Annotated in this window: 19 protein-coding genes; 8 read left to right on the top strand and 11 right to left on the bottom strand. The window is 65.0% G+C overall.

Features of this window, described 5'->3' with window-relative positions; genetic code table 11:
* Positions 1-52 precede the first annotated feature (52 nt).
* Together VRS74_RS01070 and VRS74_RS01065 are read left to right on the top strand one after the other, a co-directional pair.
* Positions 53-1,018, top strand: a complete 966-nt coding sequence (locus tag VRS74_RS01070; RefSeq protein ID WP_354143384.1) for an alpha/beta hydrolase — start codon at positions 53-55, stop codon at positions 1,016-1,018.
* Positions 1,015-1,488, top strand: a complete 474-nt coding sequence (locus tag VRS74_RS01065) for an RNA pyrophosphohydrolase (protein ID WP_354143383.1) — start codon at positions 1,015-1,017, stop codon at positions 1,486-1,488. The genes VRS74_RS01070 and VRS74_RS01065 overlap by 4 nt, the downstream gene beginning before the upstream one ends.
* A gap of 9 nt (positions 1,489-1,497) precedes the next feature.
* On the opposite strand, the gene VRS74_RS01060 is transcribed toward VRS74_RS01065, so the two are convergent.
* From VRS74_RS01060 to VRS74_RS01030, 7 genes are all read right to left on the bottom strand, one after another.
* Positions 1,498-2,040 (bottom strand): tetratricopeptide repeat protein, encoded by a 543-nt coding sequence (locus VRS74_RS01060; RefSeq protein ID WP_354143382.1) that lies wholly within the window; start codon positions 2,038-2,040, stop codon positions 1,498-1,500.
* An 11-nt stretch (positions 2,041-2,051) separates the two neighbouring features.
* Positions 2,052-3,233: an RsmB/NOP family class I SAM-dependent RNA methyltransferase gene (locus VRS74_RS01055; RefSeq protein WP_354143381.1), complete on the bottom strand. Its 1,182-nt coding sequence runs from the start codon at positions 3,231-3,233 to the stop codon at positions 2,052-2,054.
* Between the two features lie 18 nt (positions 3,234-3,251).
* Complete coding sequence (gene guaB / locus VRS74_RS01050; protein WP_354143380.1) at positions 3,252-4,706, bottom strand: IMP dehydrogenase; 1,455 nt, start codon at positions 4,704-4,706, stop codon at positions 3,252-3,254.
* Between the two features lie 123 nt (positions 4,707-4,829).
* Positions 4,830-6,329: a M28 family peptidase gene (locus tag VRS74_RS01045; RefSeq protein WP_354143379.1), complete on the bottom strand. Its 1,500-nt coding sequence runs from the start codon at positions 6,327-6,329 to the stop codon at positions 4,830-4,832.
* Positions 6,326-7,081: a 3-hydroxybutyrate dehydrogenase gene (locus VRS74_RS01040; RefSeq protein WP_354143378.1), complete on the bottom strand. Its 756-nt coding sequence runs from the start codon at positions 7,079-7,081 to the stop codon at positions 6,326-6,328. Before VRS74_RS01040 ends, VRS74_RS01045 begins: the two co-directional genes overlap by 4 nt.
* 179 nt (positions 7,082-7,260) lie before the next feature.
* Positions 7,261-8,781 (bottom strand): M56 family metallopeptidase, encoded by a 1,521-nt coding sequence (locus VRS74_RS01035; RefSeq protein WP_354143377.1) that lies wholly within the window; start codon positions 8,779-8,781, stop codon positions 7,261-7,263.
* Entirely contained in the window at positions 8,778-9,167 is a 390-nt protein-coding gene (locus VRS74_RS01030; RefSeq protein ID WP_354143376.1) for a BlaI/MecI/CopY family transcriptional regulator, read from the bottom strand. The genes VRS74_RS01035 and VRS74_RS01030 overlap by 4 nt, the downstream gene beginning before the upstream one ends.
* Before the next feature lie 133 nt (positions 9,168-9,300).
* Between VRS74_RS01030 and VRS74_RS01025 the strand changes: the two genes are divergently transcribed.
* A complete protein-coding gene (locus tag VRS74_RS01025) occupies positions 9,301-10,848 on the top strand; it encodes an esterase-like activity of phytase family protein (RefSeq protein WP_354143375.1) in 1,548 nt (515 codons plus the stop codon).
* A 3-nt stretch (positions 10,849-10,851) separates the two neighbouring features.
* On the opposite strand, the gene VRS74_RS01020 is transcribed toward VRS74_RS01025, so the two are convergent.
* From VRS74_RS01020 to sdhD, 3 genes are read right to left on the bottom strand one after another with little or no spacing between them, the layout of a single operon-like run.
* On the bottom strand, positions 10,852-12,171 hold the full coding sequence (locus VRS74_RS01020; RefSeq protein WP_354143374.1) for a M20/M25/M40 family metallo-hydrolase: 1,320 nt from the start codon (positions 12,169-12,171) through the stop codon (positions 10,852-10,854).
* Positions 12,171-13,994, bottom strand: a complete 1,824-nt coding sequence (sdhA, locus tag VRS74_RS01015) for a succinate dehydrogenase flavoprotein subunit (protein ID WP_354143373.1) — start codon at positions 13,992-13,994, stop codon at positions 12,171-12,173. The genes VRS74_RS01020 and sdhA overlap by 1 nt, the downstream gene beginning before the upstream one ends.
* Entirely contained in the window at positions 13,994-14,395 is a 402-nt protein-coding gene (gene sdhD / locus VRS74_RS01010; RefSeq protein WP_354143372.1) for a succinate dehydrogenase, hydrophobic membrane anchor protein, read from the bottom strand. The genes sdhA and sdhD overlap by 1 nt, the downstream gene beginning before the upstream one ends.
* Before the next feature lie 92 nt (positions 14,396-14,487).
* Between sdhD and VRS74_RS01005 the strand changes: the two genes are divergently transcribed.
* Positions 14,488-14,685, top strand: a complete 198-nt coding sequence (locus tag VRS74_RS01005) for a hypothetical protein (protein WP_354143371.1) — start codon at positions 14,488-14,490, stop codon at positions 14,683-14,685.
* Here the strand turns inward: VRS74_RS01005 and sdhC are convergent.
* On the bottom strand, positions 14,676-15,056 hold the full coding sequence (sdhC, locus tag VRS74_RS01000) for a succinate dehydrogenase, cytochrome b556 subunit (RefSeq protein ID WP_354143370.1): 381 nt from the start codon (positions 15,054-15,056) through the stop codon (positions 14,676-14,678). The two genes, VRS74_RS01005 and sdhC, sit on opposite strands and share 10 nt — an antisense overlap.
* Positions 15,057-15,174: 118 nt before the next feature.
* Here sdhC and VRS74_RS00995 point away from each other — a divergent pair, with 118 nt between their 5' ends.
* From VRS74_RS00995 to VRS74_RS00980, 4 genes are read left to right on the top strand one after another with little or no spacing between them, the layout of a single operon-like run.
* The gene (locus tag VRS74_RS00995; protein ID WP_354143369.1) at positions 15,175-15,885 is read left to right on the top strand and encodes an SDR family NAD(P)-dependent oxidoreductase; all 711 of its coding nucleotides are present in this window, start codon (positions 15,175-15,177) and stop codon (positions 15,883-15,885) included.
* Positions 15,875-16,774, top strand: a complete 900-nt coding sequence (gene bla / locus VRS74_RS00990; RefSeq protein ID WP_354143368.1) for a subclass B3 metallo-beta-lactamase — start codon at positions 15,875-15,877, stop codon at positions 16,772-16,774. The genes VRS74_RS00995 and bla overlap by 11 nt, the downstream gene beginning before the upstream one ends.
* Positions 16,771-17,670, top strand: a complete 900-nt coding sequence (locus VRS74_RS00985) for a 50S ribosomal protein L11 methyltransferase (RefSeq protein ID WP_354143367.1) — start codon at positions 16,771-16,773, stop codon at positions 17,668-17,670. The genes bla and VRS74_RS00985 overlap by 4 nt, the downstream gene beginning before the upstream one ends.
* Complete coding sequence (locus tag VRS74_RS00980) at positions 17,646-18,335, top strand: DUF2459 domain-containing protein (protein ID WP_354143366.1); 690 nt, start codon at positions 17,646-17,648, stop codon at positions 18,333-18,335. Before VRS74_RS00985 ends, VRS74_RS00980 begins: the two co-directional genes overlap by 25 nt.
* Positions 18,336-18,347 lie beyond the last annotated feature (12 nt).

The following is an 18,347-nucleotide window of genomic DNA, read 5'->3' as shown; positions in this document are numbered from 1 at the left end:
GGATGGGGGCCGGCACTAACCTGTCGAAAAGAACGAGAGGAGAATACCCCAGATGGCCACCGAAACAACTTATGTCCGCCCCGATGTGAAGGCATTCATCGATGCCATGGCGGCAGTCGGCGGCCCGGCGCTGGCCGACATGACGCTCGAAGAAGCGCGCGCCAGCTACATCGCGCTGCACGGCATGGCGGACCGCCCGGCGCGCGAACTGGCGGTGATCCGCAATTTGTCCTGCCCTGGCCCTGCGGGCGAAATCCCGCTGCGGCTTTACGACACGCGCGAGGCGCGCGAGCCGGGCCCGGTGATCGTATTCTACCATGGCGGGGGCTTCGTGATCGGCGACCTCGATACGCACCACAATCTCTGCACGGAAATCGCCTGGCAGATGGACCTGCCCCTCGTGGCGGTCGACTATCGCCTCGCGCCCGAACATGTCTTCCCCGCTGCGGTCGACGATTGCGAAGCGGCGGCGCGGTGGGTCGCTTCCTCACCAGAAGCGCTGGGGCGCAAGGCCACCGGCATCATCAACATCGGCGACAGCGCGGGCGGCAACGCCACCATCGTGGTGACGCAGGCGCTCGCAGCCGATCCCGCTGCCGCGCCGGTGGTGCTTCAGGTGCCGCTATTCCCGCTCGCAAGCGACTCGTTCGGCTCTTTCAGCCTCGACGAGTTTGCCGAAGGGTACATACTCACCAAGGCCGCGATCGAATTCTTCGACGCGGCCTATGCCCCCGATCGCAATGACCCGCGCGCGATGCCGATCCTTGGCCGGCACGAGGGCACCCCACCCACCGTCCTCGTCACCGCCTCGCTCGACCCGATCCGCGACTCGGGCCGCGACTATGGTGCGGCGTTGTCCAAGGCCGGGGTCGACCACGTCTTCCTCGAGATGAAAGGTGTCACCCACAGCTTCACCAATCTGCGGCAGGCCGTGCCCGGAACGCAGGCCGATCTTGAGCGCGTGATCGCAGCGATGAAGCTGATGATGGGGCGCGCCACCGAAGCGACCGCGGCATGAGCGAACTGGGTTACCGGCCCTGCGCCGGCTTCATGCTCGCCAACCGGCAAGGGCTGGTGTTCGTGGGCCAGCGCATCGATTCGCAACATCTTGGCGCGTGGCAGATGCCGCAGGGCGGGATCGACCCGGGCGAAGACGTCGCTGAAGCCGCGCTGCGCGAGCTCGAAGAGGAAACCGGGATCGGAGCGCATCTGGTCGACATCATCGCCCGTACCCACGAACCGCTGCGCTACGACTTGCCAGAGGACCTGATTGGCAAGCTATGGGGCGGCAAATATCGCGGGCAGGAACAGCACTGGTTCCTGGGGCATTACAAGGGCAGTGACGAGGATGTGAACCTCGAAGCGCACGATCCGCCCGAGTTCCACAGCTGGCAATGGGTCGATGCAGAGCAGCTTCCCGACCTGATCGTGCCGTTCAAGCGCGACGTCTATCGCGCAGTCGTGCGCGAGTTTCGTTCGCTTATCTGAAAATCGGGATCAGTTCGGCTTGGCGGCGGTTTCGGCTTCGCTTGAAGCCACGCGCCGCTGCGCGCCCTGCCGGATGGTCGATTGCAATTGCACCGCCTCAGGGCAGCCGACACCGCAGATCGTCTCGATCTGCGCGAGGTTGAGCTTGGCCTTTTCCAGCGCGCCCTTTTCCACCATCGCCTGCCCCTCGCCCGAAATCGCGGCGAGATTGCCTGGATCGCGCGCCAGCGCCTCACGGTAGTAACGGATCGCCTTGCCCTGCATCCCTTCGGCGCGGGCTGCCTTGGCAAGCTCGAGGAACACCGGCGTATGGCCCGGATCGAGCGCCAGCGCGGCTTCGAACGCGTCAACCGCGCCCTGCACATCGCCCTGCGTCAACGCGGCGCGGCCCTGTTCGATCATCGCGGCTGCGCGCGGATCGGGCAACCGGTCACCCGCATGGCCCATGCTCGCGGTAATCGCGAGGGCCAGGGACAGGGCGGCAGCGGCGGGCGCAAAACGCATGATCAGTTCCTTCGGGACATCCATCCGGTTGAGTGAAGGCTCAGCCATAATCGATATGGCTAACATGCTGAACCCAGCATGGCGACAAAAAACCCGTCCGTGCCGTCGTGAGACGGGCTGAGGCGGATCCCTTGCCTGTGCGGGCGGCCGAGCGGGAGCGAAATCTCCAGCGCTTTCCATTGCTTGTGGCGGGTGAGGAACGCTTCGATGCGATCCGCACCCTCATCGTCGAGCAGCGAACAGGTGATGAAGAGAATCCGTCCGCCGGGGTGCACAAGCGTGGTTGCAAGGTCGAGCAGGTGATCCTGCGTGGCCGCGAAACGCGCAAGGCGGTCGGGGGTGAGTCGCCATTTCGCCTCAGGCTTGCGGCGCCATGTGCCCGTGCCAGAACAGGGCGCATCGACCAGCACCGCGTCGGCCATGCCCGCGATATCGGCCAGCGCTTCGCTCTCCCGGCCCGGATCGAGCAGGCGGGTCTCGATCATCCCTGCCCCGGCCCGTTCGGCGCGCGGAGCAAGGCGCGACAGGCGCGAGCGATCGATGTCGCAGGCGAGGAGCCGTCCAGCGTTTTCCATCGCAGCGGCCAGCCCCAAAGTCTTACCCCCTGCCCCCGCGCACAAATCGATCACGGTTTCGCCGGGCCTTGCGCCCAGCGCCAAGCAGGCAAGCTGGCTGCCATGGTCCTGCACTTCGACCAGCCCGTCGCGCCAGGCGGGCGATTGATCAACCTGTGTGCCGCTTTCAAAACGCAGTGCTTGCGGCGCGGCGAGCTCTTCGCCCGCTTCGGGCAGTTCGATACTCGCGCGATCGGCCTTGAGCGTGTTGACCCGGATATCGAGCGGGGCGCGGCCCATCAGCGCCTGCGCCTCGCTTTCCGACACGCCCGAAGCGGCGAAGCGCTCCATCAGCCATTCCGGGGCGACGCCTGCCGCCCCTGGCTCTTCGCCCGCGCCGATTGCGGCGGGGCCATATTGCGAGCCGTCGAAGCAGGCAGCCAGCGAAGGATCGTCCTGCACGAGCCGCAGCATCGCGGCGCGTCCACTTTGCGGCACCGGCCCGCAGGCCCGAATGGCGGCATAGACCAGCTCGCGCACCGCGCGGCGGTCCTTCGAGCCTGCATAGCGGTTCTCGCGCGCCCAATCGGCGATCAAGCGGTCCGCCGGCGCACCTTCGCGCTTCGCCGCACCGATCACCGCATCGAGCAGTTCGATCGCGGCCTGGACCCGTGCAGCCGGTGTCATGGCCCAACCGTCACGGAATCAGCGAGAGGGATAGTTCGGCGCCTCGCGCGTGATCGCCACGTCATGCACATGGCTTTCCGAAAGGCCGGCATTGGTGATGCGGACGAACTTCGCGCGCTTCTGGAGATCGACGATCGTGGCCGATCCGGTGTAGCCCATCGCCGCCTTGATGCCACCGACGAGCTGGTGGATCACGACCGAAGCCGGGCCCTTGAACGGCACCTGGCCTTCGATCCCTTCGGGCACCAGCTTGAGCGCCGAAACGTCCTGCTGGAAATAGCGGTCGGCACTGCCGCGCGCCATCGCGCCCACGCTGCCCATGCCGCGATAGGCCTTGTAGCTGCGCCCCTGGTACAGGAAAGTTTCGCCCGGGCTTTCCGCAGTACCGGCCAGCATCGAACCGATCATTACGGTCGAGGCACCGGCGGCAAGCGCCTTGGCGGCATCGCCCGAGGTCCGCAGCCCGCCATCGGCAATCACCGGCACACCCGACTTGGCGGCTTCTGCAGCGCTTTCCATGATCGCGGTGAGCTGCGGCACGCCAACGCCCGCAACCACACGCGTGGTGCAGATCGAGCCGGGGCCGATGCCCACTTTCACCGCGTCTGCACCGGCATCGATCAGCGCGCGTGTCGCTTCGGCCGTGGCGACATTGCCAGCGATCACCTGCACCGAATTCGACAGCTTTTTTGCGCGTTCGACTGCGCGCGCCACATCCATGTTGTGGCCATGCGCGGTATCGATCACCACCACGTCGACTTCGGCATCTACCAGCGCTTCGGTGCGGGCAAAGCCCTTGTCGCCCACGGTGGTCGCCGCCGCGACGCGCAACCGCCCGGCGGCGTCCTTGGTGGCGTTGGGATAGGTCACCGCCTTTTCGATGTCCTTCACCGTGATCAGCCCGATGCAGCGATAGGCATCGTCCACCACCAGCAGCTTCTCGATCCGGCGCTGGTGCAGCAGGCGGCGCGCGTCTTCCTGGCTCGTTCCCAGCGGTACAGTGGCGAGATTGTCGGTGGTCATCAGTTCGCGCACCGGCTGGAGCGGGTTTTCCGCAAAGCGCACGTCGCGATTGGTTAGGATGCCGACCAGCTTGCCGTCATTGTCGGTCACGGGAATGCCGCTGATGCGGTTCTGCGTCATCAGCAGCTGCGCTTCGCCCAGCGTCGCTTCGGGGTGGATAGTGATCGGGTTCACGACCATGCCGCTTTCGAAGCGCTTTACCTGGCGCACCGCAGCGCATTGCTCGGCAATGTCGAGGTTGCGGTGAAGCACGCCGATCCCGCCTAGCTGCGCCATGGCAATCGCCATGTCGGCTTCGGTAACCGTGTCCATCGCCGCCGACAGCACCGGGATGTTGAGCGCGATCTCGCGCGTCAGCCGCGTCGTGGTGTTGGCCATGCTCGGCAAGACATCGCTTTCGGCCGGACGCAGCAATACGTCGTCGAATGTTAGGCCGAGGGGGATATCCATAAGCGCCACTTTCATACTGGTCCCGCCCCGCAGGGTCCGGGAGATTCGTGGCGGCTCATGTAACCGCACTTGGCGGCAGCCGCTAGAGGGGGAAGTGCGCTTTTTCGCGCCGCAGCATTTGCTTCAGGGATATTGCTTCGGATCGGCCAGCCGCCGGATCAGCATCTCGTGCAAGAACAGGTCGTCGACAGCTCCACCCAGTTCGAGCTTGCCCGGCTCGTCCGACGCCTGATGGTATGTGCTCGACATGAACGCGCGGAACCTTTCCTCGTCGCCGAATGCGTTGGACACCACCACAGCGGGAACGTCACGCTGCAGCAGCGCCCAGCCGTCCTGCCGCTGGAGGAAAGGCTCGGCCCGTTCGCGCGGCACCAGTTCGCGCCCGGCATCGGCGACAGCCTGCCGGATCACTTCGTCGAGCGCGGTGCGCCCCTCGCCGATGAAACCGACCGCACTGCCGCGCGGCCCGATCGCCACCGTGTCGAAATTGAACGCTGCAACGATGCTTTCGAGCGGGATCGGCGGTTCCTCGGCAAAGGCGCGCGCGCCCAGCAGCCCCCATTCCTCGGCCGTCGTGCCCAGCACGTAGATGTCGCGCCCCAGCGGCGGCCCTTTGGCAAGCCGCTTGCCCAATTCGATCATCAGCGCAAGCCCGCTGGCGTTGTCGACCGCGCCATTGCACAGCCGGTCAGCCGCATCCTCGGGGCCGCAGGTGCCGAAATGGTCCCAATGCGCCAGCAGCAGGATAGCGCCCGCATCGGGGCTCGTGCCGGGCAGGCGCGCGATGAAATTGTGCGAAGGCACTTCGCGCCGCTGTGCCGTGGCCTCCACCGTGATACGCGCGTTGAGCTTCACTGCGGAAAAGCCGCTCTCCGCATTCGCCGCCGCGCGCAGTTCCTCCCAAGCCTTGGCACCCAGCGCCCGCGCCATGCCGACCTCGGTGACGAATAGCGACAACTGATCGTCGACATCTACCGCGAGTTCCAGCCGCTCGCGTGATCGCTGCGCGCGCATCCGTTCGATTCTCGAGCCGTCGCTCAGCACGGCCATGACTGCCACAGCCCCGCGTTCGAGCAATGTCCTGCGCGTTTCCGCCGCTGCCTGCGGCTCGCCAGCCAGGAACACGGCCACACGGCCACGCACAATATCCTGGCCCACGTTACCGCCGCCAAAACCGACAAAGGCAAGTTCGCCCTGCTCGATCAACCCCCGGCGCCGGTTTGTGAAGGCCGCGGCCTCGCCTGCCTCGAGTTCGACCTTTCGCCTGCCGATCTGGAATTCGATCCGGCTTTCACCGCCAGTCACGCTGGCGAGCACAACCGGCGCGTTCCATGGGTGCGCGGGATCATTGGTTCCCGAGACGAAGCCTGCCGACTCGAACTCTCGGCGCAAATAGTCGAGCGTCTTGGTCTCACCGATCGTGCCAGGGCGGCGACCGCCGAATTCCTCGCTCGCCAGCACGTCGATATGCTGCGTGAAGCGGGCTTCGAGCGCGGCAAACTCGGATTCCTTGATGCGACTGTCGCTGGGCGCGGTGACGCAGGCCGACAGCACCAGCAACAGGGCCAGCGCCATGAAGCGCATCGCCCGTGCGCCTGCCCCTGCCACCCCCGTTTCGCTCACTCGGCGGTCCACCCTCCGTCGATGCTCCAGTTCGCGCCGGTGACGTTGCCGGCTTCCTCACGACAGAGGAAAGCGGCCAGCGCGCCCACCTCATGGGGCTGGACGAATTTCTTGGTCGGCTGCTTCGCCAGAAGAACGTCGTTGATCACCTGCTCCCGCGTCAGCCCGCGCGCCTTCATCGTGTCGGGGATCTGCCCTTCGATCAGCGGAGTCCAGACATAACCAGGGCTGATGCAATTGGCCGTAACGCCGGTTTGCGCCAGTTCGAGCGCGATCGTCTTGGTGAAGCCGTCGATGCCGTGCTTGCTGGCGTTGTATGCGCTCTTGAAGGGCGAAGCCGTCTTCGAATGGGCGCTGGCAGTGTTGATGATCCGCCCCCAGCCGCGCGCCTTCATTCCCGGCACCGCGAGCCGCGTGGTATGGAACGCGGCGGTAAGGTTCAGGCCGATGATCGCGTTCCACTTGTCGATCGGGAAATCCTCGACCGGCGAGACATGCTGCATCCCGGCATTGTTGACCAGGATGTCGACCGCGCCGGCTTTGGCCATCATCGCTTCGATCTCTGCCACATCGAGCAAATTGGCAGCCGAATGTGTTGCCCCCAGTTCGTCGCAGAGCGCGGCAATTTCGCCCGCATCGCCAAAGCCGTTGAGGATCACTTCGGCGCCTTCAGCCCTGAGTGCACGCGCTATGGCAAGCCCGATACCCGAGGTCGAGCCGGTCACCAGTGCGCGCTTTCCCTGAAGGAACATGGGGTTCTCCTGCTTGGTTCGACGAATCGAGGCCCAGCTTTGCCGTGAGCCGCGTGACTGTCCAGCGTTATCACAGCGGCCCGCACCGGCGAAGCGGGCTATCGGCAGAACTTGCGCAAAGAAAAAGGCGGCGAAAGGTCACCCCTTCGCCGCCATTCCGGGCCTATCGCAAAGAGCGCTTAGCTCTTGTTGCGCTTTTCCCATTCCTTGATCTGCGCATCGAGTTCCTTGAGAACTTCCTTGCGCACGTCTTCCGGCATTTCCTTGTTGCCGGCGATTTCGTCGCGAGCCGAACGCAGGCCGCTGATGGCGCTGGCCATGATCTCGCTCTTGCAGACCATCACCACCTTCTTGCCGTCTTCGCCGGTCCATTCGCTGGCGGGGCCCTTGCCGTCGCACTTCATCTCGACGCGGACCAGATGCTTGCCATCCTGCATCTGCTTGATGATGACGTGCTGCTCGCGCATTGCTTCGTCGATGTCCTTATTGGCCTCGGCGAGGTCGCGACGCATCTCGGCCATCATTTCCTTCATTTCGGCGTCGGAAACTTCCTCACCATTGCGGACGATGCGGATCTTGCGGACTTCCTTCGGATCATGGCCGTCGGCATGTCCTTCATGCTCCTGCACCATCTCGCGCTTGATCACGAAGGTCTTCACCGCGTGCTCCGGAGCTTCCGGTGCCACAGGAGGTTCAGGCGGAGTCGGCGGCGTGGGAGCCGTCGGCGGAGTAGGCGGTGTCGGTGCGGCGGGGGCTTCCGGCGCGTCCTGCATGCTCTCGGCATAGGTGACCGTGGCAGTCAGTGGCAGCGCGACCAGCGCCGCTGCGAGCAGGCCGCGACCCGCCAGGCGGCGGCGCTGCGAGTGATTGTTCATTTTCAGGCTCCTCAAACGATGGATTATGGATTTCTCGCCCAGCACCGGACAGGCCATGGGCGCAGCCAGCGCGACATTGGGACCGGCTGCGAAGCTGGCGATCACGCGGGCATAGGTTGCAAGGATTTCGGGTTCGGCGGCGGAAACCACGCGCGCATCGCAAGCCGCCTCCTGGTCGCGCCGCAGCGCCATCCAGCCAAGATGGCCCAGCGGGTTGAACCAGTGGAGTGCGAACAGCGGCTGCACCGCCATGTTGATCAGCAAATCATGCCCGCGATGGTGCGCCAGTTCGTGCTCGAGCGCGAGATCGCGCGCTTCGCGGTCCCAGCTGGCGAGGAAACCCACCGGCAGCGCCACCACCTTGTCGATCACGCCAAAGGCAAGGGGCGCGCTGGTAGAAGGGGTTTCAACCAGCCGCACCTTGCCCGCACGGCCGACCTCGCGCGCTTCGGCCAGCATGTCCTGCCGCATCTCACGATAGGCGCGGAAGCGCAGGAACAGGAAAGTCACCACCCCGGCCAGCCACGCTGCCAAAACCACTTCAACCAATGTGAAGGGGAACATTGGCGCAGCTTCCGCGGCCATTGCGGGTTCGACCACGATGAACATCGTTTCCGGAGCCGCCGCGACGGGCGCGACCGGCTCAACCGGAGCCATCCACGCCGGCAAGGTCAGCGGCGGCAGCGCCAGCCGCAGCAGCGGCACCGCCCACAGCGCATAGGCGGCCTGCGCACCGAACCATCGTGCCACAGGGCGGCGAATGACCAGCACCAGCGCGATTAGCGCAGCGGTCCAGATGAGCGTATCGAGCAGCCAGTCCGTCATTGCCGCAGCTCCTTCAGCAAGACTTCGATTTCAGCGAGGTCGTCCTCGGTCAGCGCTTCCTGTTCGGCCAAGTGCGCGAACAAGGGTGCGGCGCGACCGCCGAACAGGCGCTCGACCAAGCGGCGGCTTTCACCGCCGACATATTCGGCGCGCGCGATCAGCGGGGAATAGAGATAGCGGCGGCCATCGGGCGCGGCGGCGATCGCATGCTTCTGCACCAACCGGCCCAGCAGCGTCTTGACCGTGGCGAGGCTCCACCCGCGCTCGGCACATACCTCGTCGCACACTTCGGCAGCAGTGAGCGGGCTTTTCGCCCACAGGACTTCCATCACCGCATGCTCGGCATCGCTGATGCGTTCGGGCCTGTTGTCGTCACTCTCGGCCAAGGAATCCTCCCACGGGCGTTCACGCCGTTGATTACATCTGTAGTCACGTCGACTACGGCTGTAAACATGAAGCCCTTGTGAACAGGCGTTCATATGGCTTGCTTCTCGTCGAACGACATTTCACGATGGACGAATGACATATAAATTCGCTCCGTTTGCCGCCCTCGCCGTTGCCCTGGCTCTGATCTGCATTCCATCGCTGGCGAGCGAGCCGATCATGCCGCAGACGGTCACGGTCGCGTTCGACCCCGGCGATCCGGCAAACGAGACAATCGGCGAGCTCACCTATCGCGGCGGGATCGAGCTTGAACCGGGCGAGGATGAGATCGGAGGCATTTCCGGGCTCGAATGGTGGGAAGGCAAGCTTTACGCCGTGATGGACGACGGCCGCTGGCTGGTGATGACCCCACGCGAAATCGGCGACCGGCTGGCCGATATCCTGGAACTCGAGACCGGCCCCTTGCTCGACACCGAGGGCAAGCGGCCAAGGCGCAAGGACAGCGCCGATGCCGAGGCCATCGCGCGCTCACCCTCGGGCGAATGGCTTGTCGCATTCGAGCGCGACCATCGCATCTGGCGCTACACCGCGCTCGACCAGCCGGCGCAACCGGTCGACACTCCCGTCATCGGCCTTGTCGCGGGCGCCAAGTCCAATGGCGGGCTGGAAACGCTCGCCACCACTGCGGATGGCCTTCTGTTCGCTTGCGGCGAGTGGGCGGGCGCGCAGAAGCCGAATTGCCTGCGCGACACCGGGTCAGGGCTCGCGAGCCTCGATATCGCCGCGCCCGCGCCGCTCGATGCGCGTGGCGGCGCGCCGACCGACGCCGACTGCGCCGGCAATGGCGTGTGCTATGTGCTGTTCCGCAGCTATTCGCGCGAGGAAGGCAATGGCGTGGCGATCGTCGCGATCGGGCCGGATGGCAATCGCGAAACGCTGGCCAGCTGGACCCCGCCGCTGGCCATCGACAATTTCGAAGGCCTTGCGGTGCGCGAGGAAGGCAAGCGCACCTATCTCTACATCGTTTCGGACAACAATTTCTCGAGCGCCCAGCGCACGCTGGTAATGAAATTCGAAGTGAGTCCGCGCGCCGCTGCCACTCCGGGCGTTCCCGAAAAGGTCTTCGATACCACCAATGTGGTCCTGCAAACCACGATGGGCGACATCACCATCGCACTGGAAACCGAACGCGCGCCGATCACCGCGGCGAATTTCCTGCGCTATGTCGACGAAGGCCGCTTCGCAGGCGCCGCCTGCTATCGCGCCATGCGGGTGACGGGCGGCGAACAGCCCTCAGGCTTCGTGCAATGCGGTGCGCAGAACCAGCCCGACCGCATCCTGCCCCCGATCGCGCATGAGCCCACCAGCGAGACCGGGCTGACCCACACCGATGGCGCGCTGTCGATGGCGCGCTTCGCGCCGGGAACGGCGACGGGCGACTTCTCGATCATGATCCGCAACCAGCACGGGCTCGATGCGCAGCCCAGTGCGGAAGATCCGGAGCAACGCCCCGGCTTCGCCGTGTTCGGCTATGTGATCGGCGGAATGGACGTGGTCCATGCGATCCACGCCACGCAGGTCGACCCGGCCAAGGGCGAAGGGTTTCTCAAGGGGCAGATGCTGGCGGAACCGGTGAAGATTATCGGCGCGCGCCGCGCCGAAGCGGCAACCGCGCCCGAATAGCGCCTAGTCGCGCGTGGCCGGTTCCGCTGCAAGCCTGCTCATCAACACCGCGGCGCGCTGCGCCTGGAGCGTGAGCGTGAGCAAGTTGATCGTTTCGCCCGGTGCATGCGAGCGCGTTCCGCCCGGGCCGAGCCCGGCAATCCCGTCAACCAGGTGCGCGACGAAATTGATATCGCCCGCACCGCGACCCGCGGGCGGATAGATGCCCATCTCGCCCAGCCCCATGTCGATGCTCACCGCATTGAGCTTGTCGAAAAGCGCGCGATTGCCCTCCGTCGGCGGCATCGGGGGATAGCGAAAGGCGAACTCGATCGTCGCATCGGTGCCCGGCAGATTGTCATCGACGATCGCCTGCATCGCGGCGGCAATCCGGTCGGTCTGTTCGATCGAAATGGTGCGCAAATCGCCGCGCGCCACCGCTTCCGAAGGGATGATATTGGTCTTGCCCACGGCACTCACCGAAAGCCCGTCATCCGATATCTCGGCAGGTGTACCGCCCGCTGCCACGCCGACGTTGAAGGTCAAATTTTCCTCAGGCAATTCCTGCCGGAACCGGTCAAGGATGCGCGCCAGCTCGTAGATCGCGCCATAGCTCACCCCTTCGCTGAAGATGCCCGAGCTGTGGCCCGAAGCGGCGGTCACGCGTAGCGCCCAGTTATTGGCGGAACGGCGGGCGATCACCCCCATGTCGCGCCCATCCATCCTCGACAGACCTTCAAAATCGAGCGCGACATCGGCCCATTCGGCCGCCTTGACGAGGTCGGCACGGGCGAGGTCGACGGGATTGCCCGCCTCTTCCTCGTCGCCTGTCAGCGCCACGACGATATTCGCATCGGCCAGCGTGCCTGCGGCCTTCATCGCGCGCAACGCCGCAAGGATCACCACGATTCCGCCCTTGTCGTCGCCCACGCCGGGGCCGATCGCGATGTCGCCTTCGCGCACGAAGCCTTCGAAACCGGAAACGGGTTCGAACACCGTGTCCATATGCGCGATCAGCAGCATCTTGGTGGTGCCGGGCTTCCCTTCATGCCGGGCGAACAAATGCCCGGCCCTGCCCGCAGCCGACTGGTCGATCCATTCGACCTTGAAGCCGAGCGCCTCGAATTCGGGCGCGAGCATGTGTGCGACCTTGCGCACGCCATCGTGATTATGCGTGCCGCTGTTCTGCACCACGATCCGCTCAAGCAGCGCGACGTCCTGTTCGAAACCCGCTTCGACCGAGGTGGCCATCGCCTGTTCGGTTTCGGTCAGTTGGGCTGCGGCGGGAGTGGCGACGAATGCCACAGCGACAAGAGCGAGCAGCGGCAAACGCGAAAGCCGCATCAATACACCCGCTTCTTCGGCTTGATGTATTCGATGTCGTCGGTGAGCGTGTATTCGTGCACCGGACGGTAATCGATTTTCACATTGCCGCCATTGCCGCCCCAGCCGTCGAACCACGCCACAGTGTGCTTCATCCAGTTGGCGTCGTCGCGGTCAGGGAAGTCCTCATGCGCATGCGCGCCGCGGCTTTCCTTGCGGTTTTCGGCCGAGGCCATGGTGACGCAGGCCTGCGCCATGAGATTGTCGAGCTCGAGCGTTTCGATCAGGTCGCTGTTCCAGATCAGCGATCGGTCGAACACCTTGATGTCCTGCATCCGCTTGTTGGTCTCGGTCAGCAGCTTGACGCCTTCGGACATCAGCGCGCTGTCGCGGAACACCGCAGCGTGCTTCTGCATGGTCTTCTGCATTTCCTCGCGCACCTTCGCAGTGGGCGAGCCGCCGTCCGCCTTGCGGAAGTGATCGAGCCGGCCGAGCGCAAAATCGGCGCTGTCGGCGGGCAATTCTTCCTGCTTCGCCATCGGCGTGAGATTGGCCTTGAGATGCAGGCCGGTCGCGCGGCCGAACACCACGAGGTCGATCAGCGAGTTCGAGCCAAGGCGGTTCGCGCCATGGACCGAGACACAGGCCGCCTCGCCCACGGCATAGAGCCCGGGCACGACATGGTCGGGATCGCCATCGGGGCCGACGGTCACAACCTGCCCGTGATAATTACAGGGGATGCCGCCCATGTTGTAATGCACGGTCGGCGTCACCGGCAGCGGTTCGCGCGTCAGGTCGACGCCCGCGAAGATCTTGCCGCTTTCGGTGATGCCCGGCAGGCGCTCGGCCAGCACCTTGGGATCGATATGGTCGAGGTGCAGGTAGATGTGGTCCTTTTCCGGCCCCACGCCGCGCCCTTCGCGCATTTCGAGCGCCATCGAGCGCGAAACCACGTCGCGGCTGGCAAGGTCCTTCGCGGAAGGCGCGTAACGCTCCATGAAGCGTTCGCCTTCGCTGTTGGTGAGATAGCCGCCTTCGCCGCGCGCGCCCTCGGTGATGAGCACGCCCGCGCCATAAATGCCGGTCGGGTGGAACTGGACGAATTCCATGTCCTGCAGCGGCAGGCCCGCGCGCAGCACCATCCCGCCGCCGTCGCCGGTGCAGGTATGCGCCGAAGTGGCGGTGTAATAGCAGCGGCCATAGCCGCCGGTCGCCAGCACTAAGGCCTGCGCGCGGAAGCGATGGATCGTCCCGTCATCGAGGCACATGGCGATCACGCCGACGCAGCGACGGTTGGCGCCTTCGCCCGTCATGATCAGGTCGAGCGCGAAATATTCGATGAAGAAGTCCGCATCATACTTCAGGCTCTGCTGGTAGAGCGCATGGAGCATGGCATGCCCGGTGCGGTCGGCGGCGGCGCAGGTGCGCTGCACCGGCGGGCCTTCGCCCATGTTCTGCATGTGGCCGCCAAAGGGGCGCTGGTAGATCGTGCCGTTCTCGTTGCGGCTGAAAGGCACGCCGGCATGTTCGAGCTCGTACACTGCCGCCGGGGCTTCGCGCGCGAGATATTCGATCGCGTCCTGGTCGCCAAGCCAGTCCGAACCCTTGACGGTGTCGTACATGTGCCAGGTCCAGTGATCGGGCGTGTTGTTGCCCAGTGAAGCGGCGATGCCGCCCTGCGCCGCCACGGTGTGGCTGCGGGTCGGAAAAACCTTGGTGATATTGGCGGTCTTGAGGCCCGCTTCGGCGGCGCCCATGGTCGCGCGCAAGCCGCTGCCGCCCGCGCCCACAACCACTACGTCATAGGTGTGGTCGATGATCTTATAGGCTGAAAAGTCGGCCATTACGCGGCTCCTCCAAGGGTGCCCGAGGACAGGGCGAGACGCACGACCGAGAAGACGGCGAAAGCGCCGCCGCCGATCGTGGCGAGGTTGAGCAGTGCGATCACGCCGAATTTGGTGCCCGCGTTATGGACATAGTCTTCCACCAGCACCTGAAGCCCCAGCCGCGCGTGCCAGAAGCTGCTGACGATCAGCAGCACCATGGCGGTGGCGGGGACCGGCCCGGCCAGCCATTCGCTGACGGTGGCATAGCCGAGGTCGGGCAGCCACACGATGCTGCCCACCAGCCACATCATCAGCACCAGATTGCCGATCGCGGTGAAGCGCTGCAGCAGCCAGTGATGTGCGCCTTCATGTGCCGAGCCGAGCCCGCGCACCTTCCCGATGGAGGTTCCGTTACCCATTGTTAGACCTTGCTTAGTTGGGTTGAACACACCTTGACGGAGCCAGATTGGCTCCAAGGCAAGGCGCAATGAGCGAGCGATGAATTTACATCGTGAGCGAAGAGCAACGCGGCATTGGAGCCAATGTGGCCCGCCGCTTTGCGGTCGCCTCTGAGAACCCGTCGGTCAGCGTCAATGCGCTTGTTCGGGACGTTCAGCCCGATCTGCGCGCCTTTCCTTGCCGACAGGTCCTCGAAGGCGATCAAGTTGTATTCCACCCAACTAAGCAAGGTCTCAATCCTCAGCGCTGAAGAATGAGGGCCCAGAAGCCCGCAGTCAGGACAATGGCGATCAGCGGCGACGCGATCGACCAGAAACGGTTGGAATTGAGCTCATACCCCGCGCCGATATCGAGCACGAAGTGCCTGAGGCCGCTCATCAAATGGGTGAAGAACGCCCAGCTCAGGCCCACCATCACGAGATAGCCCATCGGCGTGACCATGAACTCGCTGAAGGTGGCGTAATATTCGGGGCCGCTCGCCAGGGCGCCCAGCCACCACACCAGCACGAACAGGCCGACCAGCGCCATCCCGTCGCCGGTGATGCGGTGGAGGATCGAGACCAGCATTGCCGGGCCCCATTTCCAGATCTGCAGGTGCGGTGAAAGCGGTCGGTTGGCCATACTAACTTGTCCGTTTGCTCTTGTGAGCCCTCCCCTTAGCGCCCTTGTCGCGAGGTGCAAGGTCGGTTTGGAGCGCAGTGGGTCGACTCTGCCTGCAAAGTTTCGGATAGAGCCCGGCATGACGCACATACTCCTTACCGGATCAAGCCGGGGAATCGGCGCCGCAGCGCGGCAGGCACTCGAATCGCGCGGTGCGACCGTGATCGGCCAGGCGACCGGGACAGGCGATGGCAGCCTGATCGCGGCCGACTTTGCCGATCCTTCCGCCCCGCAAGCGCTGTGGGACGCGGCGCTCGAACGCGCGGGTGGCACGATTGACGTGCTGGTGAACAATGCCGGGCTGTTCAAGGCAAACCCGCTCGATAGCTCCGACATCGAATGGCTCGACGGCTGGGAAGAAACGTTGCGAATCAATTTGACCTCCGCGGCGCAGCTCAGCCGGATGGCGGTGCGCCACTGGCAGGCGCGCGGTGTCCCGGGAAGGATCGTGCATGTCGCCAGCCGCGCCGGATACCGCGGCGATTCGCCCCAGCACTGGCACTATGCAGCGGCGAAGGGCGGGATGCTGGCGATGCACAAGACCATCGCCCGCGGCTATGCGGCGCAGCGGATCGTCAGCTTCGCGATCACGCCCGGCTTTACCGATACGGCGATGGCGGGCGACTATCTCGCTAGCCGCGGCGGGCCCGACCTGCTGCGCGACATCCCGCTGGGCCGGGTCGCAACTCCTGACGAAATCGCCCGGATCATCGAATTCTGTGCGCTCGACGCGCCTGAAAGCATGACCGGCGCAGTGATCGACGCCAATGGGGCAAGCTATGTTCGCTAAGCTCCTGCCAGCATTCGCTTTGCTGCTCGCGGGATGTGCGGCGACTGCCAGCCCGGTGCCCGCGCCAGCGGCCAGCGAGGCGATGAAGAACTTCGCAACCAGCTGCGAGGATTGGGACGAGTGGGACAAGCCCGCCCAGCCCTTCAAAGTCTACGGCAATACCTATTACGTCGGCACCTGCGGCATCACGGCACTCCTTATCACCGGCCCGGAAGGCCACGTGCTGATCGATACCGGCACCGAACCGGGCGCGCGCGACGTGGTGGAGAATATTGCGGAGCTCGGCTTCAAAATTGAAGATATCGCCGTGCTGACCCACAGCCACGAGCATTTCGACCATGTTGGTGGGTTCGCCTACGCAAAGCAGCTGGGGACGATGAAGGTCGCCGTGGCCCGCGCCGCAGCGGAGGCGTTCCGCACCGGCAATTCCGATCCGGCCGATCCGCAGCATGGCACGCTCCCGCCGATGGCGCCGGTCGAGGTTTCGCGCGAAATCGACGATGGAGACGTCATCCGAGTAGGTTCGGTTGGGCTCACGGCCCTCGCCATGCCGGGCCATACTCCGGGCGCGCTCAGCTGGACCTGGCAGGAGTGCGATGACGGCAAGGTTTGCCGCACAATCGTCTATGCTGACAGCCTTTCGCCCGTGAGCGCAGATGACTACCATTTCTCCGATCACCCGACCTATCTCGCCGATTACCGGGCATCGCTCGCCAAATTGGCGAAGCTGGACTGCGACATCCTTCTCACCCCCCATCCCTCGGCCAGCGACATGATCTCCCGTGCGGCGAACGGATCGTTCGAGGGTGGCATGAGCTGCAAGGACTACGCCGCTGCCGTGACAAAGCGGCTCGATGATCGACTGGCCAAGGAAGCCACCGCGAAGTGAGCAGCTGGAAACTCTCCGCCTTTTGCCCCAAGCCAGTGGTGCAGGACGCACTGCTGGCGCATGACGAGATCGAGGATTGGGACTTCGAAGTGGTCCTGTCGGGCCGCGAAGTGGCGGAAGATCGCCCCAACGACTGGGTGCTCGAGGCGTGGTACTCGCACAAGCCGAGCAAGGCGGAGGTCAGCACGATCGCCGCGCTTTTTGCGGGCGAGGCTCCCGAAATCACCGTCGAGAAACTGCCCGAGCAGGACTGGCTTGTGCTGAGCCAGCAGGGCGTCGAGCCGATCCGCGCCGGGCGATTTTACGTCCATACGCCGGAGTATGAGCCCGATCCGAACGCGATCAGCTTCGCGATCCCGGCCAGCCAGGCCTTTGGCACCGGCCAGCACGAAACCACGGCTGGTTGCCTCGCCATGCTCGACGCGATGAAGCGCAGCGGAGTGGTGACGCGCAACATAGCGGATATCGGCACCGGCACCGGCCTACTCGCTTTTGCCGCGCTCGCGCTGTGGCCGCGCGCGCTGGCGACCGCATCGGATATCGATCCCGTCTGCACCGGCGTGGTCGAAGACAATGCCGCGCTTAACGCGATGACGCTGGGCGCAGCAGCCGGCCAGCTGACGATGGTAGTGGCCGACGGGATGGAAGACCCGCTGCTGCAGGCGCGCGGGCCATATGACCTGCTGATCGCCAATATCCTCGCCGGGCCGCTGGTCGAACTCGCACCCGATTTCGGCAAGGCGGTGACGCCGGGCGGGAATTTGCTGCTTGCCGGGCTGCTTGAGACGCAAGAAGCGCGAGTGCGCCGCGCCTATCGCCGCGCAGGGTTCCGCCTTGCCCGCCGCCTCGTCAATGGCGACTGGTCGATCCTGTGGCTGCGCAAGCGCCGTGGCTGACGCGCGCGCGGCGGTGGGTCGTCTGGCCTTCGGCAGCGCTGATCGCGCTCGTCATTACATTTTTCCTGAGCGCCTGGATCGGCTCGTCGATCCCGCGCAACACCCGCTGGGTCGAGCCCGAACAGGGCGTCGCGATCATGGTCGAGACCAATGGCGTCCATACCGCCATCGTGATGCCGCTGGTGACCGCGCAGAAGGACTGGCGCGCCGACTTTCCCACTGCCGATCTCGCTGCGCCCGACTCGCCCTACACCCATGTCTCGGTGAGCTGGGGCGAAAAGGAAGTTTTCCTCAACACGCCCACCTGGGGAGACCTGAAACTCTCCACGGCGGTGCGCGCGGCATGGGACGGCGAGGCGCTGCTCCGCGTCAGCCATTACGTGCGCCCTGCCCCTTCGCCCGATCACCGCGTGCTGATCGTGCGCCGGGAGGAATATGCGCGGCTGGTTCGCGCGATCGAACGCCAGCTGATGCCCACGGGCGATCGCGCGAGCTATCCGGGCTACGCCGCTTACGACGCCTTCTACGACGCGCCGGGCGCCTACAACCTCGGCAATACCTGCAACCAGTGGACCAGCGACGTCCTGGCAGAAGCGGGCATCAAGACGGGATGGTGGACGCCGCTCGCCGGAGGGGTCATGAAGTGGGTGCCAAAGCCCCGATAGGGAGCGGGAGGG

The sequence above is a fragment of the Altererythrobacter litoralis genome (assembly GCF_036324225.1).
GTDB lineage: Bacteria > Pseudomonadota > Alphaproteobacteria > Sphingomonadales > Sphingomonadaceae > Erythrobacter > Erythrobacter litoralis_A.
The sequence above is the reverse complement of the archived record's forward strand: the minus strand, read 5'-3'. Positions and strand labels throughout refer to the sequence as shown.